Genomic DNA, 24,376 nt, shown 5'->3' on the forward strand with positions numbered 1-24,376 from the left:
TTAATTTAAATAGGCTTGAATAAAATTTAAAACTTTTTCGGGCTGTTCTGCATGTAACCAATGCCCTGCATTTGCGACTGTTTCTAGCTGAGCATGAGAAAATTGTGCCTCAATTGCATTTACATACAGTGCTTTTCCAATATAAGGCGAATTTTCACCTCGCACAAATAGTGTTGGTTTTGACCATTGTGGAATGTCTACCCATGACAAAATATCTTGGTAATGTGCATATAAGGCATCAACATTAAACAACCATTGTCCTTTATTGAATGATTTTAAAAGGAATTGAATCACCATTTCTTCTTTTAAAAATTCACGCATAATCTCTGTCGCTTCTTTTCGACTCTGAATAGCAGCATTTTTAACTGCAAATAAAGCTTTAAAAATTTGATCATGATGATTTTCTTGGTAGGCAAATGGTGCGATATCTAAGATCAACAACTGTTCTAAGCGTTCAGCGGCAAGCTCTGTGAGTTTCATTGCCACTTTTCCGCCCATACTATGACCAATAACAGAAAACTGCTGAATATTTAAATGATCTAAGGTTTCTAAAATATCTTGTGCCATCACTTGATAGTTCATTTCACTTGAATGGGGTGATTGACCATGATTACGAACATCAATTTGCAAGACAGCATGTGTGGCATACAAAGCACGTGCAATTCCACCTAAGTTACTCAAACTGCCAAACAGACCATGAATGAGCACAAGCGGTGTACGTTGTTGATCATTTTCAGGTTGATGCCATTGATAATTTAACAACATGGGAATTCCAAATATTTTCAAAATTAGATCGCTATTATGATCGCAATATCGCTGAACTTGAACAATATTTTATTGTATCTATACCGTAATTTTCCAATCTACATAAATCGATTAAAAGAAAAAATATGACTAAAATTGATCTTTTCCCTTAAAAAGTACAAAATTTATCCACTATATAAACTAAAGTTGAAAGATTTATAAGAATTTATCTTCAATCCTGAGTTGAGTCAGTCAAAATTTCGCTTATATTATCTAAACACAATAACTTTGTTTGATTTAGGACTTTTCACCATGTTTCAACATGTCGATCCTTATGCAGGTGATCCAATTCTTTCATTGATGGAAGAGTATAGTAAGGATGAACGTACTCAAAAAGTAAATTTGAGTATCGGTTTATATTATAATGAGGACAATATCGTTCCTCAGCTTGAAGCGGTTAAAACTGCGCTTAAAAATATTGAACCTTTAAATGATAAAGTAAAACTTTACTTACCAATGGATGGTTCTAAAACTTATAATCAAGCAACACAAGCACTTGTATTTGGTGAAAACTCACAAGCACGTAAAGACGGTCGTGTTGTGACGATTCAAACTTTAGGTGGCTCAGGTGCGCTTAAAGTCGGTGCAGATTTCTTAAAAAAATACTTCCCTGAATCTGATATCTGGGTCAGCCAACCGACTTGGGAAAACCATATCGCTATTTTTAATGGTGCGGGTGTAAATTCTCATTTCTATCGCTATTTTGACGCTGCAACTAATGGTGTCAATATTGAAGCAATGCTCGAAGATTTAAATAAAATTCCAGCAAAAGGCATCGTTTTACTGCACCCATGTTGTCATAATCCAACAGGTGCAGATTTAACCCCTGCACAATGGGATCGTGTGATTGAAGTGTTAAAAGCACGTGATCTCATTCCATTCTTGGATATTGCATATCAAGGTTTTGGTCAAGGTTTAGAAGAAGATGCTTATGCGATTCGTGCCTTAGATCAATCTGGTATGAACTTTATTGTGAGTAACTCTTTCTCTAAAATTTTCTCATTATATGGCGAACGTGTTGGTGGCTTAAGCTTCGTTTGTGATGATGCAGAAACTGCACAGAAAGTTTTGGGGCAATTAAAAGCAACTGTACGCCGTATTTATTCAAGCCCTGCAACAACAGGCGCTTTGATTGTAGACAATGTATTGCACGATGAAGCTTTGGCTGCAAACTGGAAAGCTGAACTACAAGAAATGCGTGAACGTATTATTAAAATGCGTGAGTTATTAAAAGCAAAACTTGAAGCAGCATTGCCTGAACGTGATTTTAGCTATCTGGTTAAACAACAAGGTATGTTCAGCTACACAGGTTTAACGGCTGAACAAGTGGATACATTAAAAGATCAATACGGTATTTATTTAGTACGTAGCGGTCGTATGTGTGCGGCAGGTCTAAACTTAAATAATATCGACACAGTTGCAAATGCATTTGCTGAAGTCATTAAAGCAACGGCTTAATTGTTAAATTGAATCAAAAACCCAAGTTCGCTTGGGTTTTTCTACTTCAACGATAATTTTCGTACTTAACCACAATTTGCTTGCACAATTTTTTGTGTGGCTGGATCAGTGATAATGGTAATTCGCTCCACACGATAGTCTTGTGTCACAGCATCATTTGGTTGTATATGACGAATATTTTGAGCATGAGTGAGTTGCTTAATAATCTCATCTGATAAGTTTGATTGACCAATCAGTTTTTTAGCTTCATCTGCAACACATTGTGCTTGATTTTGGTGAAATAACGCCCATTCTTCAATTTTCTCACCATTTTGCAAATGACAATAGGCAGATTCACCCTGCGCATCTTTCACAACTTCTAACTTTCCGCCCTGTTCAATACAATACTGACTTGCAGGATTTGGCATCCCAATCAATGGTGCTGCTTCCTGTTGATTTTGAACAGTAGAACAGGCACTTAAGGAAAGTAGAATAACACTAGAAAATACAATATTTTTCATAAATAATTTAAAGTCAAAATAAAGGCACTAGACTAGCAAACTTATAGAAATTTAATGTCAAATTCTTGCAAAATTAATAAAAAATCAGCAGAACTTTGGCTCTGCTGATTTTAAAGTTTTAACAATTGTGATTTGAAGTTTAAAAATGAATCACTGTACGAATTGACTTGCCTTCATGCATTAAATCAAATGCTTCATTGATCTCTTGCAAGCCCATTGTATGTGTGACAAAAGGTTCCAATTGAATCTCACCTTTCATTGCATCTTCAACCATACCCGGCAATTGACTACGCCCTTTAACCCCACCAAATGCTGTTCCCATCCATTTACGTCCTGTCACCAATTGGAACGGACGCGTTGAAATTTCTTGACCTGCACCCGCAACACCGATAATCACAGATTGACCCCAACCACGATGGGCACATTCAAGTGCTGAACGCATTACATTGGTATTACCAATACATTCAAATGAATGGTCAACACCCCAACCCGTCATTTCTACAATCACTTGTTGAATGGGTTGATCATAATCTTTAGGGTTTAAGAAATCAGTTGCGCCAAATTCTTCAGCCAGTTTAAATTTATCTGGGTTGGTGTCGACAACAATAATACGTCCTGCTTTTGCTTGACGAGCGCCTTGTACTACAGCCAAACCAATCCCACCTAAACCAAAGACAGCAACTGAGTCGCCTTCTTGTACTTTCGCTGTATTATGTACTGCGCCAATGCCTGTGGTTACACCACAACCAAGTAAACATACATGCTCAGGATTTGCATCAGGATTGATTTTTGCTAATGATACCTCAGCAACAACGGTATATTCACTAAAAGTTGAACATCCCATATAGTGATAAATTGGCTCGCCATTATATGAAAAACGTGTTGTGCCGTCAGGCATTACACCTTTACCTTGCGTTGCTCGTACTGCTGTACATAAGTTGGTTTTACCTGACTTACAAAATAAACATTCACCACACTCTGCGGTATAAAGTGGAATAACATGATCACCCACAGCAACAGAGGTTACGCCTTCGCCCACTTGCACCACAATGCCTGCACCTTCATGCCCCAGTACTGCTGGAAATACACCTTCTGGATCATCGCCTGATAAGGTAAATGCATCTGTATGGCATACACCTGTATGGGTAATTTTAACCAACACTTCACCTTTTTGTGGTGGAGCAATATCAATCTCCACAATTTCCAAAGGTTTTCCTGGCGCAAATGCCACCGCTGCACGTGATTTCATACACTATCATCCTTCATAGGGTCGTTCTTTAACAGATTAGCTACAGTAACCTTTTTTCATTTGATGATTCAACCAATAACTAGTGTTATGATTTATTAAAATTTAACAATTTATTCAATAAGAATGAAATTTTCCCACGCTTCAATTGCACTCACACTAAGTTTGTCTTTTTTGTCAGGATGCAGTTTGCCTATGAATCAATCGAAACCCAGCAATGAAATTCAGATTCATAGTGAACATTGGCTGAATGGGGAAAATACTCAAAATCAACTACAACAAGGTTTAACTGCTTATTTAGCCATGAGTGATGCATTTCAAAGTATTGCTGCTCGTATTCACTTAATTCGTCACGCAAAATCTAGCCTAGACTTACAGTACTATATTTGGGCTGATGATTTTATTGGCAATCTGATGCTACATGAATTACTTAAAGCGGCTGATCGTGGTGTAAAAGTTCGTGTACTCATTGATGACCAAAATGGTACAAAAATAGACCCTCAATTAAAGGCATTAAGCACACATCCCAATATTGAAATTAAACTCTATAATCCCTATAAATTTAGACACTTCAGAGTTTTAGATTATATTTTCCGTTTAAAGCAAATTAACCATCGTATGCACAATAAGCTGATCATTGCCGATGGTATTATTGCTGTCACTGGCGGACGTAATATTAGCAGTGAATATTTTGATGCCAGTGAATCCTTCCAGTTTACAGATATGGATATTTTATTTTTTGGTACAGCAGTACATGATGCAAATACTGTATTTTCAAACTTTTGGAAAAATGATTTAAGCTATCCAAATCAACAATTTATTACTCAAGGCAATGCTAAAGATCTAGAAAAGTTAAGATTAGACTATCAAAAATTAGAAAAAAAAGAGCCTGAAACCGATACAAAAGTGGATACAGAACAACGAGAACTCGCAAATGAGCTGAAGCAAAATCGTATCAATTGGGCACGCGCACATTTCCTTGCAGATTCACCTAAAAAAACCTTAGGGCAAGCCCAAAATGGCGAATTAATTTCTCACCAAATTCGTCAACATTTAGGTGAACCTAAACAAGAAATGGACTTAATTTCAGCTTATTTTGTTCCAACGAAAGTAGGTACACAATATTTAGCACAATTCCCCAAGCAAGGCGTTGATGTTCGCGTTCTGACCAACTCTTTTGTCGCAAATGATGTTGCATTAGTTCATGCTTTTTATCAAAAATATCGTACAGATTTATTGAAAAGTGGTGTAAAACTCTATGAGTTTAAACCTTATATTGAACGCAAAAATCGAACTTGGTATGAAGTAGTTACAGGGAATGTTATTCCTAAAAAAGGTAAAGATAAATCAAGCTTACATGCCAAATTTATTGATATAGACAATAAAGTTTTTATTGGTTCTTTTAATCTTGATCCTCGTTCTTTTAACTTAAATACTGAAGTTGGCTTAGTCGTTGAGTCAGATCAACTGCAAGAACAAGTGTCATTATTACTTGATACCTATCTATTAAAAGTTGCCTATGAACTTAAACTCGACTCACAAGGCAAAATCAATTGGTATGACCACAAACCCGATGGCAGCATCAAAAAATACACTCAAGAACCCGAAACAACACGTTTTCAGCGTGGTGTGATGCATAGTGTCTCATATTTACCGATTGAATGGATGATGTAAGTTAGTCATCACAACAGTCAAGCTTTGCACTCAAATAAACACAAACTTTCTTTTTGCATTACCAAGTCGATATCTTTAAAACCTGCTGACTTTAAACTTTGAACGTGTTCTTGTGTAGACATATATAAATCATGATTTTGCATCGCATGTGGTGCAAAAATATGATCACATACCAAATAAATGGCTGTAGGTTTTAATAATTTTCTGACTTGGCAATGAAAGTTTAAGGCATAAGATTTATGTCGCAGCTCATGCAAAGCTTGATGAATAATAATCACATCATATTGTGGTAAATGATCTGCCCACGTTGTTGTTTTAAAATCTGCCACATAAAAAGTGGTCTTTTCTAACTGCTGTGCTGATAATTTACTTCTTGATAGCTCATGCATGGCTTCAGAAAAATCTAAAGCACTATAATCAATATTTTCACACTTTTCTAATAAATATTGAGCCAGAAAACCAGGACCAGAACCTAACTCTAAAATAGAAATAGGTTGAATATTCAAATTATTAATTAAACGTGAATAATAATTAAAAAATTCATAACGCCACGGTCTTTTTTCATTTGCCTCGCTTGCCCATAAAGCTGCATCTTGGGGATTACGAAGATCTATAGGGCTTGCAACTTGTTGTATCGCCATCAAAATAAAGCCTAATCAATCAGTGATGTTTCTTTATACAGAATAATAGCCAAGTATTGCAAAGGTTTTACTCTAAACAATGCTTGGCATAAAATATGATTTTTCATTGTTTATTTTGTTATAAGTTTTCCTCCCATGCAATTTTTCGATTTAAGCCAAAAATTTAATCTTGATGATATTTTAATCCCCCACCACACTTTAGATGAGTTAAAAATGCAGAAGTGGTTTTTAAGTAAAGTAAGAGTAGATCATGACTGTCTATCTACAAATGATTTTCTTGAAGGTCAAGCTATTTTAAAGTCTAATAAAAACATAGAAATAGAACTAGAATGGCAAATCATTGACACAGGTCACAGCTTACAGGTTTTATTTAAAGGAATTGAAACTGTTGTTTCTGAGCAAACTTTGATTGTGGTCAAAGGTGTACATCTTATTGATGCGGCACAACGAAAAATCTCAACGCAAGCATTTAGCTTGTGGATAGATGGTACACTTTTACCCTTATTACCAAATATTCGTAGTGAAATTAAAGCCCGTTTAAACCTTTGGGATTATGTAGAATATACTGATTAAACAATGATATTCATTGAATATTCTTCATTTCCTCCATTGCACTTTCTAAAACATCAAATACTTTTTTATACCCACATTGTGCAACATTAAAACGCATAAATTGCCCTGCATCAGGTGACTGACTAAATGAGTTTCCTGGTGCTAAAATAACACCCTGTTTCAAGCATAATTTTGATAAAACTGAAGCATTCATCTGTTTTGGTAACTGACACCACAAAAAAATGCCTGCTTTAGGAATAATCACAGGTTCAATTCCAAGTTTAGCCAATGATTGAATCGTGAGCTGCATTGTTTTTAATAATTTTTTATGTAAGTTATCCAGATGTTTTTTATAGCTACTATCAAGTAAAGCTTGATAAATAATTTCTGCATTTAAATGCCCACCACTAAAATTGGTGGCAATTTTTAAATCAATACATTCATCAATAAATTTTTCATGTGAAATAATATAACCACAACGAATAGCCGCCGTTACTGTTTTAGAAAAGCTGCCTATTTGTATAACGCGCTCAAATCCCATTAAAGATGAGTAACGTGGTGCTGGGATCTGTTCAAACTCAGCAAAAATATCATCCTCAATAATGATTAAATTTGCCTGTTCTGCTAATTTTGCAATTTGATACGCATGTGCAATAGATAATGTTGCACCTGTTGGGTTATGGATGCCTGAATTCGTTAAATAAATTTTGGGTTGATATAATAATGCTTGCTGAAAATGCTGTACGCTTGGACCATGCTCAGTAAATGGAATTGAAATAACGTGTAAATCATGTACTTGACTTAAAGCTAAAAAATTAAAATAACATGGATCATCCACTAAAATGACATCTCCTGCTTTTAACAATTTTCGAAATAATAAATCAATTGCTTGTGTGGCAGAATCGGTCATTAAGATTTGAGAAACGCTCAATTCAAGATCATATTTTTTGTTTTTTCGCGCGATCCATTGTCTTAAACCTAAATGACCATGTGGAATAGGATAATCAACCAAAAGAGAAGCTTCTGCTTTGGCAACCTGTTTGAGTGCTCGGCGAAGACTTAACTCAGGCATCCATTCCACAGGTAGCCACCCACACCCTGCTTTAATGACATCAGATTTAGCCTCTAGGGATTGGCGTGAAATCCATAAAGGATCTACTTCACGTTCGTATTGTACAGGTTTTTCAATATTGTGAATGACCTGCATCTTTGTTGATACATAATAACCCGAGCCTGTTCGTGCCTCAATTAAACCCTCAGCCACTAAGCGCGCATAAGCCTCAACCACTGTAGAGACTGAATAGTTTAAATGTTGCGCAAGCTGTCGCACAGACATTAAACGTGTACCTGCTATGAGTTTTTTATTGCTAATCTCTTGCTGAATAAAAGCAATGACTCGTTCAATTTTACTGATCGTCATGGGCTGCACTTTGGTCTATTTTTTCAAATTGTACTGCATACAGAAGCATAACAGTTTCTTTTTATTGTATTGTACTGTGGCTTTTTTCAAAAAAGATAAAAGCTTTAAATAAGCCTTATTTGTCAAGATTTTAAAATATGAATCGTCAAAATATAGGTTGGCTCAATGGTTTAATTGGCGTTGTAATTTTTGCAGCTTCACTTCCTGCTACACGTATTGCAGTACAAGGATTTAGTCCTGAATTTCTCACGGTAGCCCGAGCTACAATTGCAGCAGTTTTGGGACTTTTTTGTTTGCTATTTTCTTATAAATTTCAACTAAAATATCCCAGTATTTCTCAAGTAAAATCTTTAAGTCTTGTTGCTTTGGGTGTTGTACTTGGTTTTCCTTTGTTTACTGCTTTAGCATTACAAAGTATTCCTTCATCTCGTGCCATTGTTTTTGTTGGTTTATTACCACTTTCAACCGCAATTTTTGGTGTGTTTCGAGCACATGAAAAACCTAGTATTCAATTTTGGTTATTTGCCCTACTCGGCAGCAGTTTTGTACTGATCTTTATGTTCAGCCAGAGTACAACCCAAGATATCGCAATTGGTGATGCCTATATGTTGGTTGCGATTATTTTATGTGGGCTAGGTTATGCTGAAGGTGGATATTTATCTCGTGAATTAGGTAGCTGGCAAGTGATTTGTTGGGCACTTATTTTAACTTTTCCAATCATGGCACCCTTAACCATTTATTATTTTCCTCAAAGTTTTACAGGCATTAAAACTACTGAATTTTTAGCACTCTTTTATGTTGCTATCTTTAGTATGTTAATCGGTTTTTTCTTTTGGTATAAAGGCTTAGCACTTGGGGGTATTGCAAAAATAGGGCAAATTCAATTATTACAGCCTTTGATTGGCTTAATGCTTTCAGCTTTTTTATTGGGTGAACAAGTCACGATGAGCATGCTTATGGTCAGTTGTCTGGTCTTCATTTGTGTACTACTTGCAAAGAAATATGCTTAACTTTTTCATCTAAAATATGTTCTTATTTTTAAAAATATCATGTGTAAAATAAAAGTCCAATAAGTCAAAATAGGTTTATATATCGACTTATTGGAACTCTTTTAACTCATATAACTTTAACTTAGAAGTTATACATTGCCACCGCATTTACACGATTATCTTCACCTGTTTTGCTGCCATTTGGTGCTGCACCAAATGCTTCACGCTCACCGTAAACATATTCAACACCAAAGCTGAGTGGTTTAACTGGGCTATAAAATACGTTACCCCATGCTTGCCATAAGTCTTTGTTGGCTTTGGTTTTATCTGCAAGGGCATTGATATAACGGTCATTTTGATCCGCTTTCATATAACCATAAGCCAAAGTACCACGCAGTTTTTCATTGAACTGTTGAGTAATACCGAAGGTAATAGAATCAAATTCATTGGTTTCAAGAATCTGATTATTCGCATCAGTCACAAAACCTTGGTTTGTCCATGACACGAAACTACTGTCACCATTGACATGGTAGTAGTCCGCCTTCAATGTTGTAGTTGGTGTTACATCATATTTTAAACCTACACCTACACCCCATGCTGTTTGCTCATCTGCTTTGGTACGTTTTTCAGTCACCATTGCACGCGCACCAAGTGATAAATTATCCACTATTTTATGGTTAAGTCGTGCTGTCAAAGCAGGTAAACGCATATCTGAACTGCTATCTTTAGAGTCTTCTAAAGCATAGACAAAGTTAGTATCTGCATTTAATTTTTGCGTATAACGAACCTGTGGTGTACGTTTAACTGAACCACCGACAAAACCAAGTGCATCAACGACTTCAGGCATAAAATCTACAGGTGCAAAGTTTGACCATGTCTGACCAACCAACCAATTTCCATAGGTTAAATAAGCATGACGAATACGTAAGGTATCTAAAGACGAGCCGCCTAAGAAGTCAACTTCAAGCTTACCACCGACATCACCGACTTGAGTTGGCGTTTTAAAATCAAAACCAAAACGTGTAGCCGACAAGGTTGATTTTAGGTTGTCGCTATTTTCATTGACACCATCTAAAGCAACTGTGCTGATTTGGTTATATAGTCTATTCGCTGGACCACCTTCAATTTGATATTGAAGATCAGCTCGTACATTTCCATAAAAGCTTATTTCAGCGCCACCTTTAGTTAAAGCCAAACCACCGCGTGTTGTATTTGCTGCGAGTTGAACTTTTTCTTCCTGATAGTTTTGCAATTGTACTGCTTGCTGTTGCTGCTGTTGTGTCTGCTGATTTAACAGTTGGCGTAATTCACTAATCTCATTACGCAATTGTTCAATTTCAGGATTCACATCTTTTGCATGCGTTAGCGCAGTACTACATACACCCATAGCCAATAGAAGCGTTTTTACTTTAAAAAATTTCTTATGAGTATTCATCCAAACCTCATTTCTTGATGATAGTGGCATCATCCTTTGATGCCACGAATAAATGTATCTGATTCAATAAGATAAAGAAAACTTAAATTATTTTTCTTTAGTTTAATTGACAGATGACTCTATTGTTGATCCATTTTTAACCGAGGCAGAAGGACGAGTCTCTTTGCTTTGGTCTACCGATGCTTTCAAATTCACCAAGAAAATTGCGAGTGCTGCGATTACCCCTGGAATTGCAATTGCTAAGAAATTCATTTGATGTGGCAATTGTAAAGTTAATAACGCTCCTGTTAATACAGGTCCTACAATTGCACCAATACGTCCGATGCCTGAAGCCCATCCCATGCCTGTAGAACGTACAGCGGCTGGATAAAACTGTGCAACAAAAGTATAAAGTAAAATTTGTGAACCAATGGTTGCCGCACCTGCGATTGCAATCAGTGTATATAAAACTGCTTGTGGGCTCTTAAATCCAAGTAAAATTAATGCGATTGCACCAACTGCAAACATAATGGTTAATACAGGTTTTAAATGGAAACGGTCTGATAACACCCCACCACCAATTGCACCGACCATCCCACCAATATTTAATGCAAATAAGAAAATCATACTTGCACCAAGCGAGTAACCTGCTTGAATCATTAGTTTTGGTAGCCAACTGCCTAATGCATAAACCATCAGTAAACACATAAAGAAAGCGACCCAGAACATCAAGGTACTGAAAGTACGCCCTTGTTGGAATAAAGCACGTAATGGCGCTTCATCGCCTACAGTTGCTTCATTCAGTACAAATACAGTATCAGCAGAAATATTTTTTTCTGGTGCAATTTTTTGTACAGTTTGACGGACTTGTTCAGTTTTCCCCTTATTGGTCAAGAACATGAGGGATTCAGGTAAAAACTTCCAAATTAATGGCAAGGCAACAAATGGAATAATGGCAATATAGAACATGATTTTCCAACCATAGTCTGTTACTAACCACGCGCCTAATAATGCAGATGTCATACCACCAATGGCATAACCACTAAACATCACAGCAACTAATGTACTGCGAATTTTTTTGGGTGCGTATTCGGTCATGAGTGCCACAACGTTTGGCATGACCCCACCAATGCCTAAGCCTGCAAGGAAACGTAAAATACCAAATTCAATTGGGTTGGAAGCAAATGCGCCTAAAAAAGTAAACCCACTAAAAATTGCAACGCAAATCATGATGGTTTTTTTACGACCTAGTTTGTCTGACAAGGTTCCGAAGCACATTGCACCGAACATCATGCCAAATAAGGCGGTACTTGCGAGCATACCTGCTTGTACAGCAGATAATCCCCACTCTTGCATTAATAATGGTAATGCAACGCCATAAATAACTAAATCATAACCATCAAAAATAATAATCAGTAAACACCAAATTAATACGTTCCAATGAAATGGGGTGAACTTCGCTTCATCCACAATTGTATTTATATTTAAATTCGCCATACACTTTGCGCCTCCTGCGCGTGAACGGTAGAAAATTTCTCAAACAATGGATTAAAGTGTTTTTAATGTCCAAAACCAATTGCGTATAAATCTATACCTAAAAAGTAGGTTTTATTTTTATTATATAAATAACAATAGCTTATAATTAAATAACTGCTTTTTTAAGCAGTTCTACAAAATGACGAACGGTTTTAACCGCTATTTTGGATTTTATTTAAAAAAATCATATTAAGAGAATTTTAATAGGGTTTTTTCACAAAAAATTTAAATCGTCTTATTTTAATTCTTGCCTTATGATGTTTAATCTTTAAATAACTCATTATATTATTTTCTGCTCTTTTGTAAGATTTTTTATAAATATAATAATATTGAATAGATTTTCTAATCAGTTAATGATTATATTGCGACAAAGGTCTATATTTAGTGATGAAATATTATTCTACTTCAAATTTAATATGTATTAAAAATAAACAATTCAAAAAAATAAGTGCTATTTATCTTGAAATAAAAAGCACGTATGTTTAAATTTTAAGCACAAAATTATTTTTCTTTAGAGAACGCGGCGCTCATATTCAATCTGCTCAAGGTCATAAACCTGATAAACACAATCAAATAAAGAGTGAATATCATTATTTTCATCCATATTACGCATTGCCATAAAGATTGGACTCACCGCAGCATCATCTAATAAAGGTATAAAGTGCAGATGGGATAAATGTATATTTTGGGCACTGCTTGGGACAATTGAGATGCCTTCAGCAGCAGCAACAAAACCTAAAGCAAGTTGTAACTCGCGTACTTCTCGTGCATTTTTTAAGTCGAGTCCATACTCTGAAAATAAATGACGAATCTGTGTTGAAAAGTTTGGTTTATGGTGGTTTGGGTATAGCAAAATATGCTGGTCTAATAAGTCTGCCAAGTAAATTCCATCTTTATATTGGCGTACTAAAGGACTACTTCCATGCACCGCCACCATTAACGGTTCTTCTCGTAGTAAAACGCGTTTTACTGCTGAGTCTGAAATTCTTAAACGTCCAAATCCGACATCTATACGTCCTTCTTTCAATGCCTCAATTTGATCTGTTGTGGTCATTTCAACCATTTCTATTTTGACATCACGGTTTTGTTGCTTAAATAAATAGACAATATTTGACAACAAACCGAACAATAATGAACCAACAAAACCAATATTTAATGTGCGATCGGCTAGACCAACACGCTTGGTCATGCTCTTTACTTCTTCAGCATTAGACAAAAGTTTAACGGCATGTTGATAGAAAAATTGACCTGCTTCTGTTGTTTTTAAAGGGCGACTTCCTCGTATAAATAGTTGAACATCCAACTCATTTTCTAAATTTTGAATCTGACGGCTCAAAGGTGGTTGAGCAATAAACAATTTTTCTGCTGCTTTTGTAAAGCTTTGCTCCTCAACAACAGCAACAAAATAGCGAAGGTGTCTAAGTTCCATGACAGCGAATACCTTTGAAGTATAAAAAAATACATAATTGATCTTCGACAAGACCTAATTCATTCATTTAAGGTATATAGCATGAAGTAAATTAGCAACAAAGTGAAGTTTTTTTAAACGGAATTTTATTCTAGAGATTTAAAAGCCTAATCATGTTGTTGTGATCAAATTTGGGCCAGCCTGTCAGCCAGCTACAAAAAGGAATGCTTGTCGCTCAGGATGACCTCATACTCTAGGAGCATAGATAGTATGAATCGTCAAGAAATTAATGAACTTGTTAAAAAAATGAATGTTGACACTGCCACAGGTGTTGTCGATGCTCGTGTGCAACAAGTCGTCGTCCGTCTTGTCAGTGACTTATTCCAAGCCATCGAAGACCTTGATTTATCTGCAACTGAAATTTGGAAAGGACTTGAGTACTTTACCGATGCAGGTAAAGCAAATGAACTTGGGCTACTTGCTGCGGGTCTTGGTTTAGAACATTATCTCGATTTACGTGCCGATGAAGCCGACGCTAAAGCAGGCATCTCAGGTGGAACACCGCGTACGATTGAAGGTCCACTGTATGTAGCAGGTGCTCCTGAGTCGATTGGTTTCACACGTATGGACGATGGTTCTGAGTCTGATCACGTTGATACTTTATTTATTGAAGGTCAAGTGACAGATACCAATGGTCAACTGATTGAAGGTGCTAAAGTTGAAATCTGGCACGCAAACAGCTTAGGTAATTATTCATTCTTTGATAAATCTCAGTCTGATTTTAATTTACGTCGTACAGTTTTATCTGATAACAACGGTCAATATGTCGCTCAGACGACTATGCCTGTAGGTTACGGCTGTCCACCAGAAGGTACAACTCAGTTTGTACTTGATAAACTGGGTCGTCATGGTAACCGTCCTTCTCATGTTCATTATTTTGTTTCTGCACCAGGTTATCGCAAACTCACCACTCAATTTAATATCGAAGGTGATCAGTACCTGTGGGATGACTTTGCATTTGCAACACGTGATGGTTTAGTCGCAGTCGCAGAAGATGTCACAGACGAAGCTGAAATCGCGCGTCGTGGTTTAAACAAAGCTTTCAAACACATTACATTCAATATTCAGTTAGTCAAAGAACAAGTTCAAGCGCCATCAACCGAAGTTGAACGTCGTCGAGCTTCTGCATAATTTCCCTTTTATTTAAAGCGCTTTTGGAACCGAAATATATTTAAACATATTTCGGTGACTTGCCCACATTTGGACAGTCGGAGAACGGACATGCCACGTATTCCAGTGATTAATACCAGCCATCTTGATCGTATTGATGAGCTTCTTGTAGATGATTATGAAACAGGTGAATTTAAACTTCATCGTTCAGTATTTACAGACCAAGCCCTTTTTGACCTAGAAATGAAATATATTTTCGAAGGAAATTGGGTGTATTTGGCACATGAAAGCCAAATTCCAAAAAACAATGACTACTATACAACTTATATTGGTCGTCAACCGATTCTGATCGCACGTAACCGTAATGGTGAATTGAACGCAATGATTAATGCGTGTTCACACCGTGGCGCTCAGCTTTGCCGTAATAAACGTGGTAATAAAGCAACTTATACTTGCCCTTTCCATGGTTGGACATTTAATAACTCAGGTAAATTACTTAAAGTTAAAGATCCAAGCGAAGCAGGTTATTCAGATTGCTTCAACCAAGAAGGCTCTCATGATCTGAAAAAAGTTGCGCGTTTTGAAAACTATAAAGGTTTCTTATTCGGTAGCTTAAACCCAGATGTTCCATCATTAGAAGAATTTTTAGGTGAAACTACAAAAATCATTGATATGATTGTTGACCAATCTGAACAAGGTTTAGAAGTTTTACGTGGTGCATCAACCTATACCTATGAAGGTAACTGGAAACTCACTGCTGAAAATGGTGCAGATGGTTATCACGTTTCTGCGGTACATTGGAACTATGCAGCAACAACGCAACAGCGTAAAGAAAAGCAACAAGAGCTTGATAATGTTCGTGCAATGAGCGCAGGTTCTTGGGGTAAACAAGGCGGTGGTTCTTACGGTTTTGATCACGGTCATATGTTACTTTGGACACAATGGGCAAACCCAGAAGACCGTCCAAACTTCCCTAAAGCTGAAGAATATACAGAAAGATACGGCGCGGCGATGTCTAAATGGATGATCGAGCGTTCACGTAACTTATGTTTATATCCTAACGTATATTTGATGGATCAATTCGGTTCACAAATCCGTGTATTACGTCCAATCTCTGTAAATAAAACAGAAGTTACGATTTATTGTATCGCGCCTGTCGGTGAAGCACCTGAAGCACGTGCTCGTCGTATTCGCCAATACGAAGACTTCTTTAATGCTTCAGGCATGGCAACACCAGATGACCTTGAAGAATTCCGCGCATGTCAAGCAGGTTATGCAGGTATTGAACTTGAATGGAACGACATGTGCCGTGGTTCTAAACATTGGATTCAAGGTCCAGATGATGCTGCAAATGAAATTGGTTTAAAACCAGCATTAAGCTGTATCAAAACTGAAGATGAAGGCTTATACCTTGCTCAACATCAATATTGGTTAAAAACCATGAAACATGCCATCGCAGCTGAAAAAGAATTGGCTGAGTTAGAAACGTCTGCACAAGGAGAAAATGCATGAGCGCGCAAGACAAAGCATCATTAGAAAATATTGCACAATTTCTCTATCGTGAAGCTCGTTTTCTAGACGATGAACAATGGGATGAATGGTTACAGTGTTATGCACCATCTGCATCATTTTGGATGCCAGCTTGGGATGACGATGACAAACTTACTGAAGATCCTCAAGCTGAGATCTCATTGATTTATTATCCTGACCGTCAAGGTTTAGAAGATCGTGTGTTCCGTATTAAAACTGAACGCTCTTCTGCAACCATGCCAAATACACGTACTGCACACAACATTGCTAACGTAGAAGTTGTTGAACGTGATGGCGATAAAGTCACTGTTCGTTTTAACTGGAATACATTGAGCTTCCGTTATAAAAACAGTTATAGCTATTTTGGTATGTCTCGCTATGAAATTGATTTTTCAGGTGAACAACCACAGATTTTAAGTAAATACGTTGTACTTAAAAATGACTATATCAATCAAGTCATTGATATCTACCACCTCTAAAAACAAACAAGGATGGCATTCGTCAAACTCCCATTTGGCGAATGTCAGAAGTATCAAAATTTAAGTAGGATTCTAGCCATGTCAAACCATAATGTTGCACTTCAATTTGAAGATGGCGTAACGCGTTTTATCAGTGTCGCTCAAGGTGAAACCTTATCAGATGCTGCATATCGTCAAAAAATTAACATTCCTTTAGATTGCCGTGATGGTGCTTGCGGAACGTGTCGTGCGTTTTGTGAGTCTGGCTCTTATGACATGCCTGAAGAAAACTATATTGAAGATGCTTTAACACCTGAAGAAGCAGAAGAAGGCTATATTTTAGCTTGCCAATGTAAACCAACTTCAGACGCAGTATTCCAGATTCAGGCAACTTCTGATGTCTGTAAAACTCAGATTCACGAGTTCCAAGGCACTTTAGCACGTGTAGAAAACTTATCTGAATCGACCATTACCTTTGATATTCAACTCGATGAAGGTCAGCCAGATATTCATTTCCTTGCAGGACAATATGTCAATGTTGCGCTACCAGGCACAGCAGAAACACGCTCTTATTCATTTAGTTCAAAACCAGGCAACCGCTTAACAGGCTTTGTTGTGCGTAATGTACCTAATGGTAAGATGAGCGAGTTTTTAAGTGCCAATGCTCAAGCTGGCGACAAAATGACATTCACAGGTCCTTTTGGTAGCTTCTATTTACGTAATGTTGTTCGCCCTGTTCTTATGCTTGCAGGTGGTACAGGTATTGCACCATTTATGTCAATGCTACAAGTTCTAGAAGAAAAAGGTTCTGAACAACCTGTACGTCTTGTTTTCGGTGTAACCAATGATTTTGACTTAGTTGCCATTGAAAAACTTAACGAGTTACAAGCAAAATTACCATGGTTTGAATATCGCACTGTTGTAGCACATGCTGACTCTACGCATGAACGTAAAGGTTATGTGACAGGTCATATTGAAAATGAATGGCTCAATGGTGGTGATGTTGACGTTTACCTTTGTGGTCCAGTTCCAATGGTCGAAGCCGTTCGTGGCTGGTTAGACCAAGAAGGTGTAAAACCTGCAAACTTCTTATTTGAAAAATTCTCTGCGAACTAAGCTTTCCACAAACCTCGTTTTGCACTCAAAACGAGGTTTTTAAATATTCGGTTTTAAAAAATTGAGCATGGAGAAAAAAATGTCAGATCGTCAAAGATTTTTAAATAAAGTTGTTATTGTTACAGGTGCTGCTCAAGGGATTGGTCGTGGTGTTGCGCTGCAAGTTGCTGCTGAAGGCGCACAAGTGATCCTCGCAGATCGCTCTGAAATTGTAGATGAAGTTTTAGCTGAAATTTTGCAGCATCAAGGTGATGCGATCACGATTAAAGCAGATTTAGAAACTTTTGCAGGCGCTCAATCTGTTGTGGCTAAAGCAATTGAAAAATACGGTCGTGTTGATGTCTTAATCAACAATGTCGGTGGTGCAATTTGGATGAAACCCTTCCAAGAATTTTCTGAAGAAGAAATTATTAAGGAAGTGAATCGTTCTTTATTCCCAACATTATGGTGCTGTCGTGCAGTTTTACCAGAAATGTTGAAGAATCAGAAAGGTACGATTGTTAATGTATCTTCAATTGCGACACGTGGTATTAACCGTGTACCTTATTCTGCATCTAAAGGTGGTGTAAATGCCTTAACTGCTGCAATGGCTTTTGAACATGCGAAAGATGGTATCCGTATCAATGCTGTAGCAACAGGCGGCACCGAAGCACCACCTCGAAAAGTACCACGTAACAGCAATCCTTTGTCTGAAAATGAAAAACAATGGATGCAACAAGTGGTTGATCAAACCATTGATCGAACTTTCTTAGGACGCTACGGCACGATCCAAGAACAAGTGAATGCGATTTTATTTTTAGCCTCAGATGACTCATCTTATATTACAGGTACTGTCGTTCCTGTCGGTGGTGGAGATCAGGGCTAAACCGATCACCCATTTTATTTTTTAAATACTTAAATCTACATTACGATGTGGATTTAACTTTTTCTAAATGCTACATAATTTTAAACACAATTCAGCAGGATCATTGAATTAAACACGCATGGAGGCAAATGCCCAATGGCAACCCTGTTTAAGACCCTAAAACAGGACTGGTCAATTTCAGCTACAGTTGCTGGTTTCTTAGCAGTCTTGATTTCGTACTCAGGTCCACTCATTATCTTTTTCCAAGCAGCACAACAAGCCAATGTCAGCAATGCCATGATGATTTCATGGATCTGGGGCATTTCTATTGGTGCTGCGGTTGCTGGAATATTTTTATCCATTAAATTTAAAGTTCCTGTGATCACAGCGTGGTCTGCTCCCGGAACAGCTTTATTGGTCACACTATTTCCACATATATCACTCAATGAAGCTGTTGCTGCATATATCACATCCGCAGTGATTATTTTCTTGATTGGAATTTCAGGTTCTTTTGATAAATTACTCAAATGGATTCCACAAGATGTTGCCGCAGGCATGATGGCAGGTATTTTATTTCAGTTTGGGCTAGGTTTATTTAAAGCCACAGACACCATGCCAATGATTGTTTTTGGCATGCTTTTGGTTTATTTGGTGGCAAAAAGACTCAGCCCTCGTTATGCCATGGTTTTTGTGCTTGTTTCAGGTGTGATTTTAAGTTTAGCTTTAGGCAAAATGAATCCCGTTGATGTCGATTTTTCTCTCGCTATTCCACAATTCATCATGCCTGAATGGACTTGGAACTCAACGCTTAACCTTGCTATTCCGCTGACATTGGTGAGCTTATCTGGGCAATTTCTACCCGGTATGGCGATTATGAAGTTAAGTGGCTACGACACCCCTGCTAAACCGATCATCACAGCAACCAGTCTGGCATCTATGGCTGTTGCATGCGTGGGTGGAATTACCATTGTTCTTGCCTCGATTACTGCGGCACTTTGTATGGGTAAAGATGCACATGAACTGAAAGAAAAACGTTATATTGCAGGGATTGCCAATGGTATTTTTTATATATTAGGTGGTTTATTTGCAGGAAGCATTGTGATGCTTTTTACATTATTACCCAAAGAATTAGTCGCTGCATTAGCAGGTTTAGCCTTACTGGGTGCGATTGCGATTAACATCTCTGCTGCAATGAAAAATGAAAGTCAACGTGATGCTGCTTTACTGACTTTTTTAGCAACGGCTTCAGGAATGAGCTTCTTAGGTCTCAGTTCAGTATTTTGGGGCATTTGTATTGGTATCGTGGCACATGTAATTTTGACAAAACGTCAGAACACAGCACAAAACCAGACTGAAGCTGCCAACGCAAAATAAAAAATAGCATGAAGCTCACTCAAATCAGCTTTGGGTGGGCTTTATTCTTGCTCAGTTTTACCATGAATATAATGCCAATGTTTTTGATAAGCTGAACTAAATCTACCGATAAACTGAGAAGAACAGTCGATCTCAGACTTCGGTTTAAAATAACCCTGATCAACCGCCCAATCATATACTGGATAATCCAGAATATATTCCGTTAAAATCCCACTTAAATTATTTTTCTCAATCCACTCTGTAGCTTGTACTATATTTGAAAATACAGCCGAGCTAAATGTTGCACGTTCTCCCTGAAAAATATAAACATTTTTATTCATCATCACCCCTTATTTTTTTATTTTAAACATTTATATTAAAACCTAAATCTATATCACATGCAGCTTTTCCCCCACGTATACCAAAATTTTCCGCAGGAATTTCACGTAATATTATTTTGACATGATTTTTTGGTATGCCTAAAGGTACAAGATTATTGACAATATTTTCATATAACTTTCGCTTTGCATCTAAAGAACGCCCAATAAAAGCATCAATTGTGATCAATGTATAAAATTCAGGTTTGTCTTTATCTGGCGGACATTGAAAACGCTGTGGTTCATGTTCTATAAAACGTATATTACGATCATAAGGCAAAATTTTAAAAGCATCTCTAAAGGCTTTATGCACAGCCTCCATTATTTCTAGTTCAGTATCAACTGTATAATGTTGTCTGACTTCAATCATAATACTTGGCATGATGATTCGCCTATTTAAAATATATTTTCACTATTGAACGCAGTTATAGCAAATGCATTATTTTTATTACAACTAAACCAAAAGCATGCAATCTATATAGAAAAAGCCCAATTTCTAAAAATTAGGCTTTTATGTCATCAAAAATAATCAATTACAACAATGGCAATACCGAAGGTACGATGTCATGAATCGTTTTACCTTGACAAGACTCACCCAACGCTGACATTTTCCAAGCACCATTATGACGATATACTTTCGCAATAATCAAAGCAGTATAATTACCTTGTGCTGACAAATTATATTTTGCAACTTCAGTGTTGGTGGTTTCATCGACTAAACGGCAAAAGGCATTCTCTACTTTTTCAAAAGTTTGACCACGGAAGCTACTAATCGTAAATACGATTTGCTGAACTTGATCAGGAACACGCGTCAAATCTACAAAGATTTTCTCGTCATCACCATCGCCTTCACCTGTTAAGTTGTCACCAGAATGCTGAATACTGCCATCACGACTACGAAGCTGAGCAAACCAAACATTATCAAGCACTTGTTTATTGGCATCAAATAAAATTGCTGAAGCATCTAAATCAATAGAGCCACCACCGCCGCCAAATAGACCACCTAAAAAGCCACCGCCTTTAGCAACGTCCCAACCTGCACCCAAATAAATTTTTGTTAATGAAGAACCATCTGGTTTTTCTAACGAAATTTTTTGACCTTTTACTAGACTAATACCCATTTATTGTTTCCTTCAGTTTGAGTTTCCACGACCTAAAGCCGATGCCAACCATTGTAAATAACTTGCACGATTTCTAGAGCATACAATCACTTTGCCATGCCCACGAAACTTAATCACTAAACCTTCACCGCTTGTTAAGCTATTAAAAATATTGCCAACAATACCACCGCCGCCTGAAGTCGGCATACCAATGTTATAGTTTAAAGACGCATCCCAAGCTGCAACATGACCATTATCAATGGTGACCTCGCCTTGTTCAGGGGTAATATCTAACTCAAGCAAGGTGCCACTGCCTGAAATACAGACTTGCCCCTGCCCACCTGTTTCCATCACTACAAAGCCACCTGTGCCGCCAAATAATGCACCACCAATATTACTCTGTACTTTCGCTTTAATATTGGTATGTTCAGTTGCAGCGACAAATGCACCGTCTGACAAAATATATTGCCGTTGCCCAACATCTAAAATTTGCATATCTCCATCTAAATTTGGTGACAACAAACATTCACCATCTCCATTTGAAGCTTTGATTTGCTGCTGAAACAAAGACTCGCCTGAGGTAAATTTACGCATAAATGCCTGAAATACACCGCCACGTAACTTACCTGTCACTTCGAGATTTTGCTCAACCATGACCATGGCATCCGATTCACAATAAATCGATTCACCACGTTTCATACTGACATGTAAAAAAGGTTCTGGACTACCAACTAAGGTAAATGTTGCCATTGCTCTTTGTCCTACTTGATTATATTTTTTTGTTGCGCAGCTTTGAGCCACATTGGAAATTCATTTAATAACAAATCATAAAGTTGCGACTCAGGCATACTGTCGATATGGTCCATTGCAAAAAAATTACAATTATCAATCACACGTCCCGACATCTCATCTAACTGTTCTAAGACACCATAGTTTCGACCACCAATGCCCACAAACTGCCAAAAAATTGCTTGATTGGATATATCTTTTAAAATTTGTTTAATTTTTTTAGTTTCAGATACGCCGCCATCTGAAATAAACACCACATAAACAGGCAAATCGGAAGGGCTTTCTTGAATAAAATAATCAATCACCGCATTCAGTGCCGCAGGTTCATTATTAAAACGTGCGCCAGCATCCCATTTTTTATGCCCGCCCTGTTCTGTGTTGATATAGTTTTTTAAATTGCCTAAATGTACATCGCTTAAACGTAAAGCATGCTGTGCAAATGCCCAACATTCAAAACGACCATCATCATCAAAATTCACCGCTAAAGGCATAATCCGATCAAGGACTTTTTGTACATCACCTTTTTTATATTGCTGATTCATTGAACCTGAATAGTCTAAAACAAGTGCTACCCGTGCTTTCACATTGAGTAAGTTATTCTTTTCTAAACTGATCAAAGATTTTTTAGTGAGTTCTAAAAGCTGTGGGGCAGATTTCTCAATTTTATCTAACACTACTTTTTTCTTTAAATCTAAAGTCGATGTCGTTGCAGGTACATGGTTTTGAGTTACGGTATTTTCGATAGGAGAAGCAGCAGTTTCATCTGCAACTTCACCACCAAAATGCTCAACTAACGCTTTTAAACCACCATTAAAACCTTGCCCAACCGCCGCCATGCGCCAAGCGTCATTTTTAAAGTAGATTTCACACAACATAGCCGCTTTTTCTTGCTGAAAATGAGCACTATTTAATGGATAATGTGCTACAACTTGCTGCTCAGCATTGACTAACTCAACTTGAATAGATTGGATATGATTTAAAGTTGTTTGATCTGTTGTCGCACAAATCACAAAACGGGGCGTTTTTTCAGTATCAATCTGACTGAGATCGAATTTAAAAATATGTTGCTGTGCTTGCTGAAAATATTGCACTTCATTTTCAGGCGTTTTTGGCTGATTATAAAAAGTCATATAATCATCATGATAAAGCTGATCATGCTGCCCTAAGCCAAAGCTAGAAATATCAATTTCAAAACTTGCTTGCACTTGAACACGTACACTCAATTCTAATGTAGATTGTAATAGTTGGGTCAGTGCGAACTTTTGTCCTGAAACCAGTTGCATATATCATTCTCTATTTTAGTACTTGAAAATAATCGATTTAAAACGATTTTTATAAAATACAAAGACTGTCAAATTATTTTCAAGTACTAAAAGATTGCTCTTTTAGTACTCTTTTTATACTGTTTTTACAGATTAAACGGCAACACCGTAGCTTGCAGCCAATGCGCCTAAGCCACCGTTAAAGCCTTGACCTACAGCTTTGAATTTCCACTCACCGCTGTGACGGTATAATTCACCAAAAATCATCGCAACTTCAGTGCTACCATCTTCAGATAAGTCAAAACGCGCAAGCTCTTCACCATTTGCATCTTGGTTAATGACACGGATATAAGCACGGTCAACTTGACCAAAGTTCTGACCGTTTTGTTGACCTTCGTGAATGGTAACTGCAAAGACAACTTTCGCAATATTTGCAGGAACTTTAGACAAGTCTACAGAAATCGTTTCATCATCACCGTCGCCATCACCTGTACGGTTATCACCTTGATGCGTTACAGAACCACATGGAGATACTTTTTGGTTAAAGAAAATAAAATCGCCATCACCTGTGACTTTGCCATTTTCATCTGTTAAAAATGCGACTGCATCTAAGTCAAATGCTTTACCATCAGTTACACGTGGGTTCCAACCTAAACCTAAATCTACTTTATTCATCGTAGGTGCAGTTTTAGATAAGTTAATGTTACCGCCTTTAGATAAGCTAATCGCCATGTC

Annotated in this window: 24 protein-coding genes; 10 read left to right on the forward strand and 14 right to left on the reverse strand. The window is 37.2% G+C overall.

From position 1 onward, the window contains the following. Positions 1 to 765: an alpha/beta fold hydrolase gene (locus HX005_RS07540; RefSeq protein WP_286376881.1), complete on the reverse strand. Its 765-nt coding sequence runs from the start codon at positions 763 to 765 to the stop codon at positions 1 to 3. Positions 766 to 1,056: 291 nt separating this feature from the next. Here HX005_RS07540 and HX005_RS07545 point away from each other — a divergent pair, with 291 nt between their 5' ends. Further along, positions 1,057 to 2,262, forward strand: coding sequence for an amino acid aminotransferase (locus HX005_RS07545; protein WP_107008690.1), 1,206 nt, complete (start codon positions 1,057 to 1,059; stop codon positions 2,260 to 2,262). A gap of 65 nt (positions 2,263 to 2,327) precedes the next feature. Here HX005_RS07545 and HX005_RS07550 read toward each other — a convergent pair whose 3' ends face one another. Then, entirely contained in the window at positions 2,328 to 2,762 is a 435-nt protein-coding gene (locus HX005_RS07550) for a putative hemolysin (RefSeq protein WP_286376882.1), read from the reverse strand. Positions 2,763 to 2,901: 139 nt separating this feature from the next. Then, positions 2,902 to 4,011 (reverse strand): S-(hydroxymethyl)glutathione dehydrogenase/class III alcohol dehydrogenase, encoded by a 1,110-nt coding sequence (locus HX005_RS07555; protein WP_286376883.1) that lies wholly within the window; start codon positions 4,009 to 4,011, stop codon positions 2,902 to 2,904. A 192-nt stretch (positions 4,012 to 4,203) separates the two neighbouring features. Here HX005_RS07555 and HX005_RS07560 point away from each other — a divergent pair, with 192 nt between their 5' ends. Next, a complete protein-coding gene (locus HX005_RS07560) occupies positions 4,204 to 5,682 on the forward strand; it encodes a phospholipase D family protein (protein WP_286376884.1) in 1,479 nt (492 codons plus the stop codon). A 17-nt stretch (positions 5,683 to 5,699) separates the two neighbouring features. On the opposite strand, the gene HX005_RS07565 is transcribed toward HX005_RS07560, so the two are convergent. Further along, positions 5,700 to 6,323, reverse strand: coding sequence for a class I SAM-dependent methyltransferase (locus HX005_RS07565; RefSeq protein WP_286376885.1), 624 nt, complete (start codon positions 6,321 to 6,323; stop codon positions 5,700 to 5,702). A 135-nt stretch (positions 6,324 to 6,458) separates the two neighbouring features. On the opposite strand from HX005_RS07565, the gene HX005_RS07570 reads away from it, so the two are divergent. Next, positions 6,459 to 6,896 carry a hypothetical protein gene (locus HX005_RS07570; protein WP_286376886.1) on the forward strand — a complete coding sequence of 146 codons (438 nt, stop codon included), beginning with the start codon at positions 6,459 to 6,461 and terminating at the stop codon, positions 6,894 to 6,896. 10 nt (positions 6,897 to 6,906) lie between these two features. Here the strand turns inward: HX005_RS07570 and HX005_RS07575 are convergent, their stop codons facing one another. Further along, positions 6,907 to 8,295: an aminotransferase-like domain-containing protein gene (locus tag HX005_RS07575; protein ID WP_286376887.1), complete on the reverse strand. Its 1,389-nt coding sequence runs from the start codon at positions 8,293 to 8,295 to the stop codon at positions 6,907 to 6,909. 137 nt (positions 8,296 to 8,432) lie between these two features. Between HX005_RS07575 and HX005_RS07580 the strand changes: the two genes are divergently transcribed. Continuing rightward, on the forward strand, positions 8,433 to 9,305 hold the full coding sequence (locus HX005_RS07580) for a DMT family transporter (RefSeq protein WP_286376888.1): 873 nt from the start codon (positions 8,433 to 8,435) through the stop codon (positions 9,303 to 9,305). A 121-nt stretch (positions 9,306 to 9,426) separates the two neighbouring features. Here HX005_RS07580 and HX005_RS07585 read toward each other — a convergent pair whose 3' ends face one another. From HX005_RS07585 to HX005_RS07595, 3 genes are all read right to left on the reverse strand, one after another. Further along, a complete protein-coding gene (locus HX005_RS07585; RefSeq protein ID WP_286376889.1) occupies positions 9,427 to 10,719 on the reverse strand; it encodes a DcaP family trimeric outer membrane transporter in 1,293 nt (430 codons plus the stop codon). A 102-nt stretch (positions 10,720 to 10,821) separates the two neighbouring features. After that, entirely contained in the window at positions 10,822 to 12,195 is a 1,374-nt protein-coding gene (locus HX005_RS07590; RefSeq protein ID WP_107008681.1) for an MFS transporter, read from the reverse strand. Positions 12,196 to 12,745: 550 nt separating this feature from the next. Then, positions 12,746 to 13,663, reverse strand: a complete 918-nt coding sequence (locus tag HX005_RS07595) for a LysR family transcriptional regulator (RefSeq protein WP_107008680.1) — start codon at positions 13,661 to 13,663, stop codon at positions 12,746 to 12,748. A 249-nt stretch (positions 13,664 to 13,912) separates the two neighbouring features. On the opposite strand from HX005_RS07595, the gene catA reads away from it, so the two are divergent. The 6 genes from catA (at position 13,913) to benE (ending at position 20,134) form a co-directional block, all read left to right on the forward strand. Next, positions 13,913 to 14,833 carry a catechol 1,2-dioxygenase gene (catA, locus tag HX005_RS07600; RefSeq protein WP_286376890.1) on the forward strand — a complete coding sequence of 307 codons (921 nt, stop codon included), beginning with the start codon at positions 13,913 to 13,915 and terminating at the stop codon, positions 14,831 to 14,833. Positions 14,834 to 14,923: 90 nt separating this feature from the next. Further along, complete coding sequence (gene benA, locus HX005_RS07605; protein WP_107008678.1) at positions 14,924 to 16,324, forward strand: benzoate 1,2-dioxygenase large subunit; 1,401 nt, start codon at positions 14,924 to 14,926, stop codon at positions 16,322 to 16,324. Next, positions 16,321 to 16,821, forward strand: a complete 501-nt coding sequence (gene benB, locus HX005_RS07610) for a benzoate 1,2-dioxygenase small subunit (RefSeq protein WP_107008677.1) — start codon at positions 16,321 to 16,323, stop codon at positions 16,819 to 16,821. The genes benA and benB overlap by 4 nt, the downstream gene beginning before the upstream one ends. Before the next feature lie 78 nt (positions 16,822 to 16,899). Further along, positions 16,900 to 17,916 (forward strand): benzoate 1,2-dioxygenase electron transfer component BenC, encoded by a 1,017-nt coding sequence (gene benC / locus HX005_RS07615; RefSeq protein ID WP_107008676.1) that lies wholly within the window; start codon positions 16,900 to 16,902, stop codon positions 17,914 to 17,916. 79 nt (positions 17,917 to 17,995) lie between these two features. Beyond that, on the forward strand, positions 17,996 to 18,781 hold the full coding sequence (gene benD / locus HX005_RS07620; protein ID WP_107008675.1) for a benzoate diol dehydrogenase BenD: 786 nt from the start codon (positions 17,996 to 17,998) through the stop codon (positions 18,779 to 18,781). A 135-nt stretch (positions 18,782 to 18,916) separates the two neighbouring features. Then, positions 18,917 to 20,134 (forward strand): benzoate/H(+) symporter BenE, encoded by a 1,218-nt coding sequence (benE, locus tag HX005_RS07625; RefSeq protein WP_286376891.1) that lies wholly within the window; start codon positions 18,917 to 18,919, stop codon positions 20,132 to 20,134. A 41-nt stretch (positions 20,135 to 20,175) separates the two neighbouring features. Here benE and HX005_RS07630 read toward each other — a convergent pair whose 3' ends face one another. The 6 genes from HX005_RS07630 to HX005_RS07655 all read right to left on the reverse strand — a co-directional run bounded on the left by HX005_RS07630 (position 20,176) and on the right by HX005_RS07655 (position 24,373). Beyond that, the gene (locus HX005_RS07630) at positions 20,176 to 20,454 is read right to left on the reverse strand and encodes a DUF7710 domain-containing protein (RefSeq protein ID WP_286376892.1); all 279 of its coding nucleotides are present in this window, start codon (positions 20,452 to 20,454) and stop codon (positions 20,176 to 20,178) included. A gap of 22 nt (positions 20,455 to 20,476) precedes the next feature. Further along, on the reverse strand, positions 20,477 to 20,872 hold the full coding sequence (locus HX005_RS07635) for a tautomerase family protein (RefSeq protein WP_286376893.1): 396 nt from the start codon (positions 20,870 to 20,872) through the stop codon (positions 20,477 to 20,479). Between the two features lie 151 nt (positions 20,873 to 21,023). Then, positions 21,024 to 21,611 carry a TerD family protein gene (locus HX005_RS07640; protein ID WP_107008671.1) on the reverse strand — a complete coding sequence of 196 codons (588 nt, stop codon included), beginning with the start codon at positions 21,609 to 21,611 and terminating at the stop codon, positions 21,024 to 21,026. Positions 21,612 to 21,623: 12 nt separating this feature from the next. Then, positions 21,624 to 22,340 carry a TIGR00266 family protein gene (locus HX005_RS07645; RefSeq protein WP_107008709.1) on the reverse strand — a complete coding sequence of 239 codons (717 nt, stop codon included), beginning with the start codon at positions 22,338 to 22,340 and terminating at the stop codon, positions 21,624 to 21,626. A gap of 11 nt (positions 22,341 to 22,351) precedes the next feature. Next, positions 22,352 to 23,662 (reverse strand): vWA domain-containing protein, encoded by a 1,311-nt coding sequence (locus tag HX005_RS07650; protein ID WP_286376894.1) that lies wholly within the window; start codon positions 23,660 to 23,662, stop codon positions 22,352 to 22,354. Between the two features lie 132 nt (positions 23,663 to 23,794). After that, a complete protein-coding gene (locus HX005_RS07655) occupies positions 23,795 to 24,373 on the reverse strand; it encodes a TerD family protein (protein WP_107008669.1) in 579 nt (192 codons plus the stop codon). Positions 24,374 to 24,376: the final 3 nt, after the last annotated feature.

This window comes from Acinetobacter sp. R933-2, from assembly GCF_030325485.1.
Lineage (GTDB): Bacteria > Pseudomonadota > Gammaproteobacteria > Pseudomonadales > Moraxellaceae > Acinetobacter > Acinetobacter sichuanensis.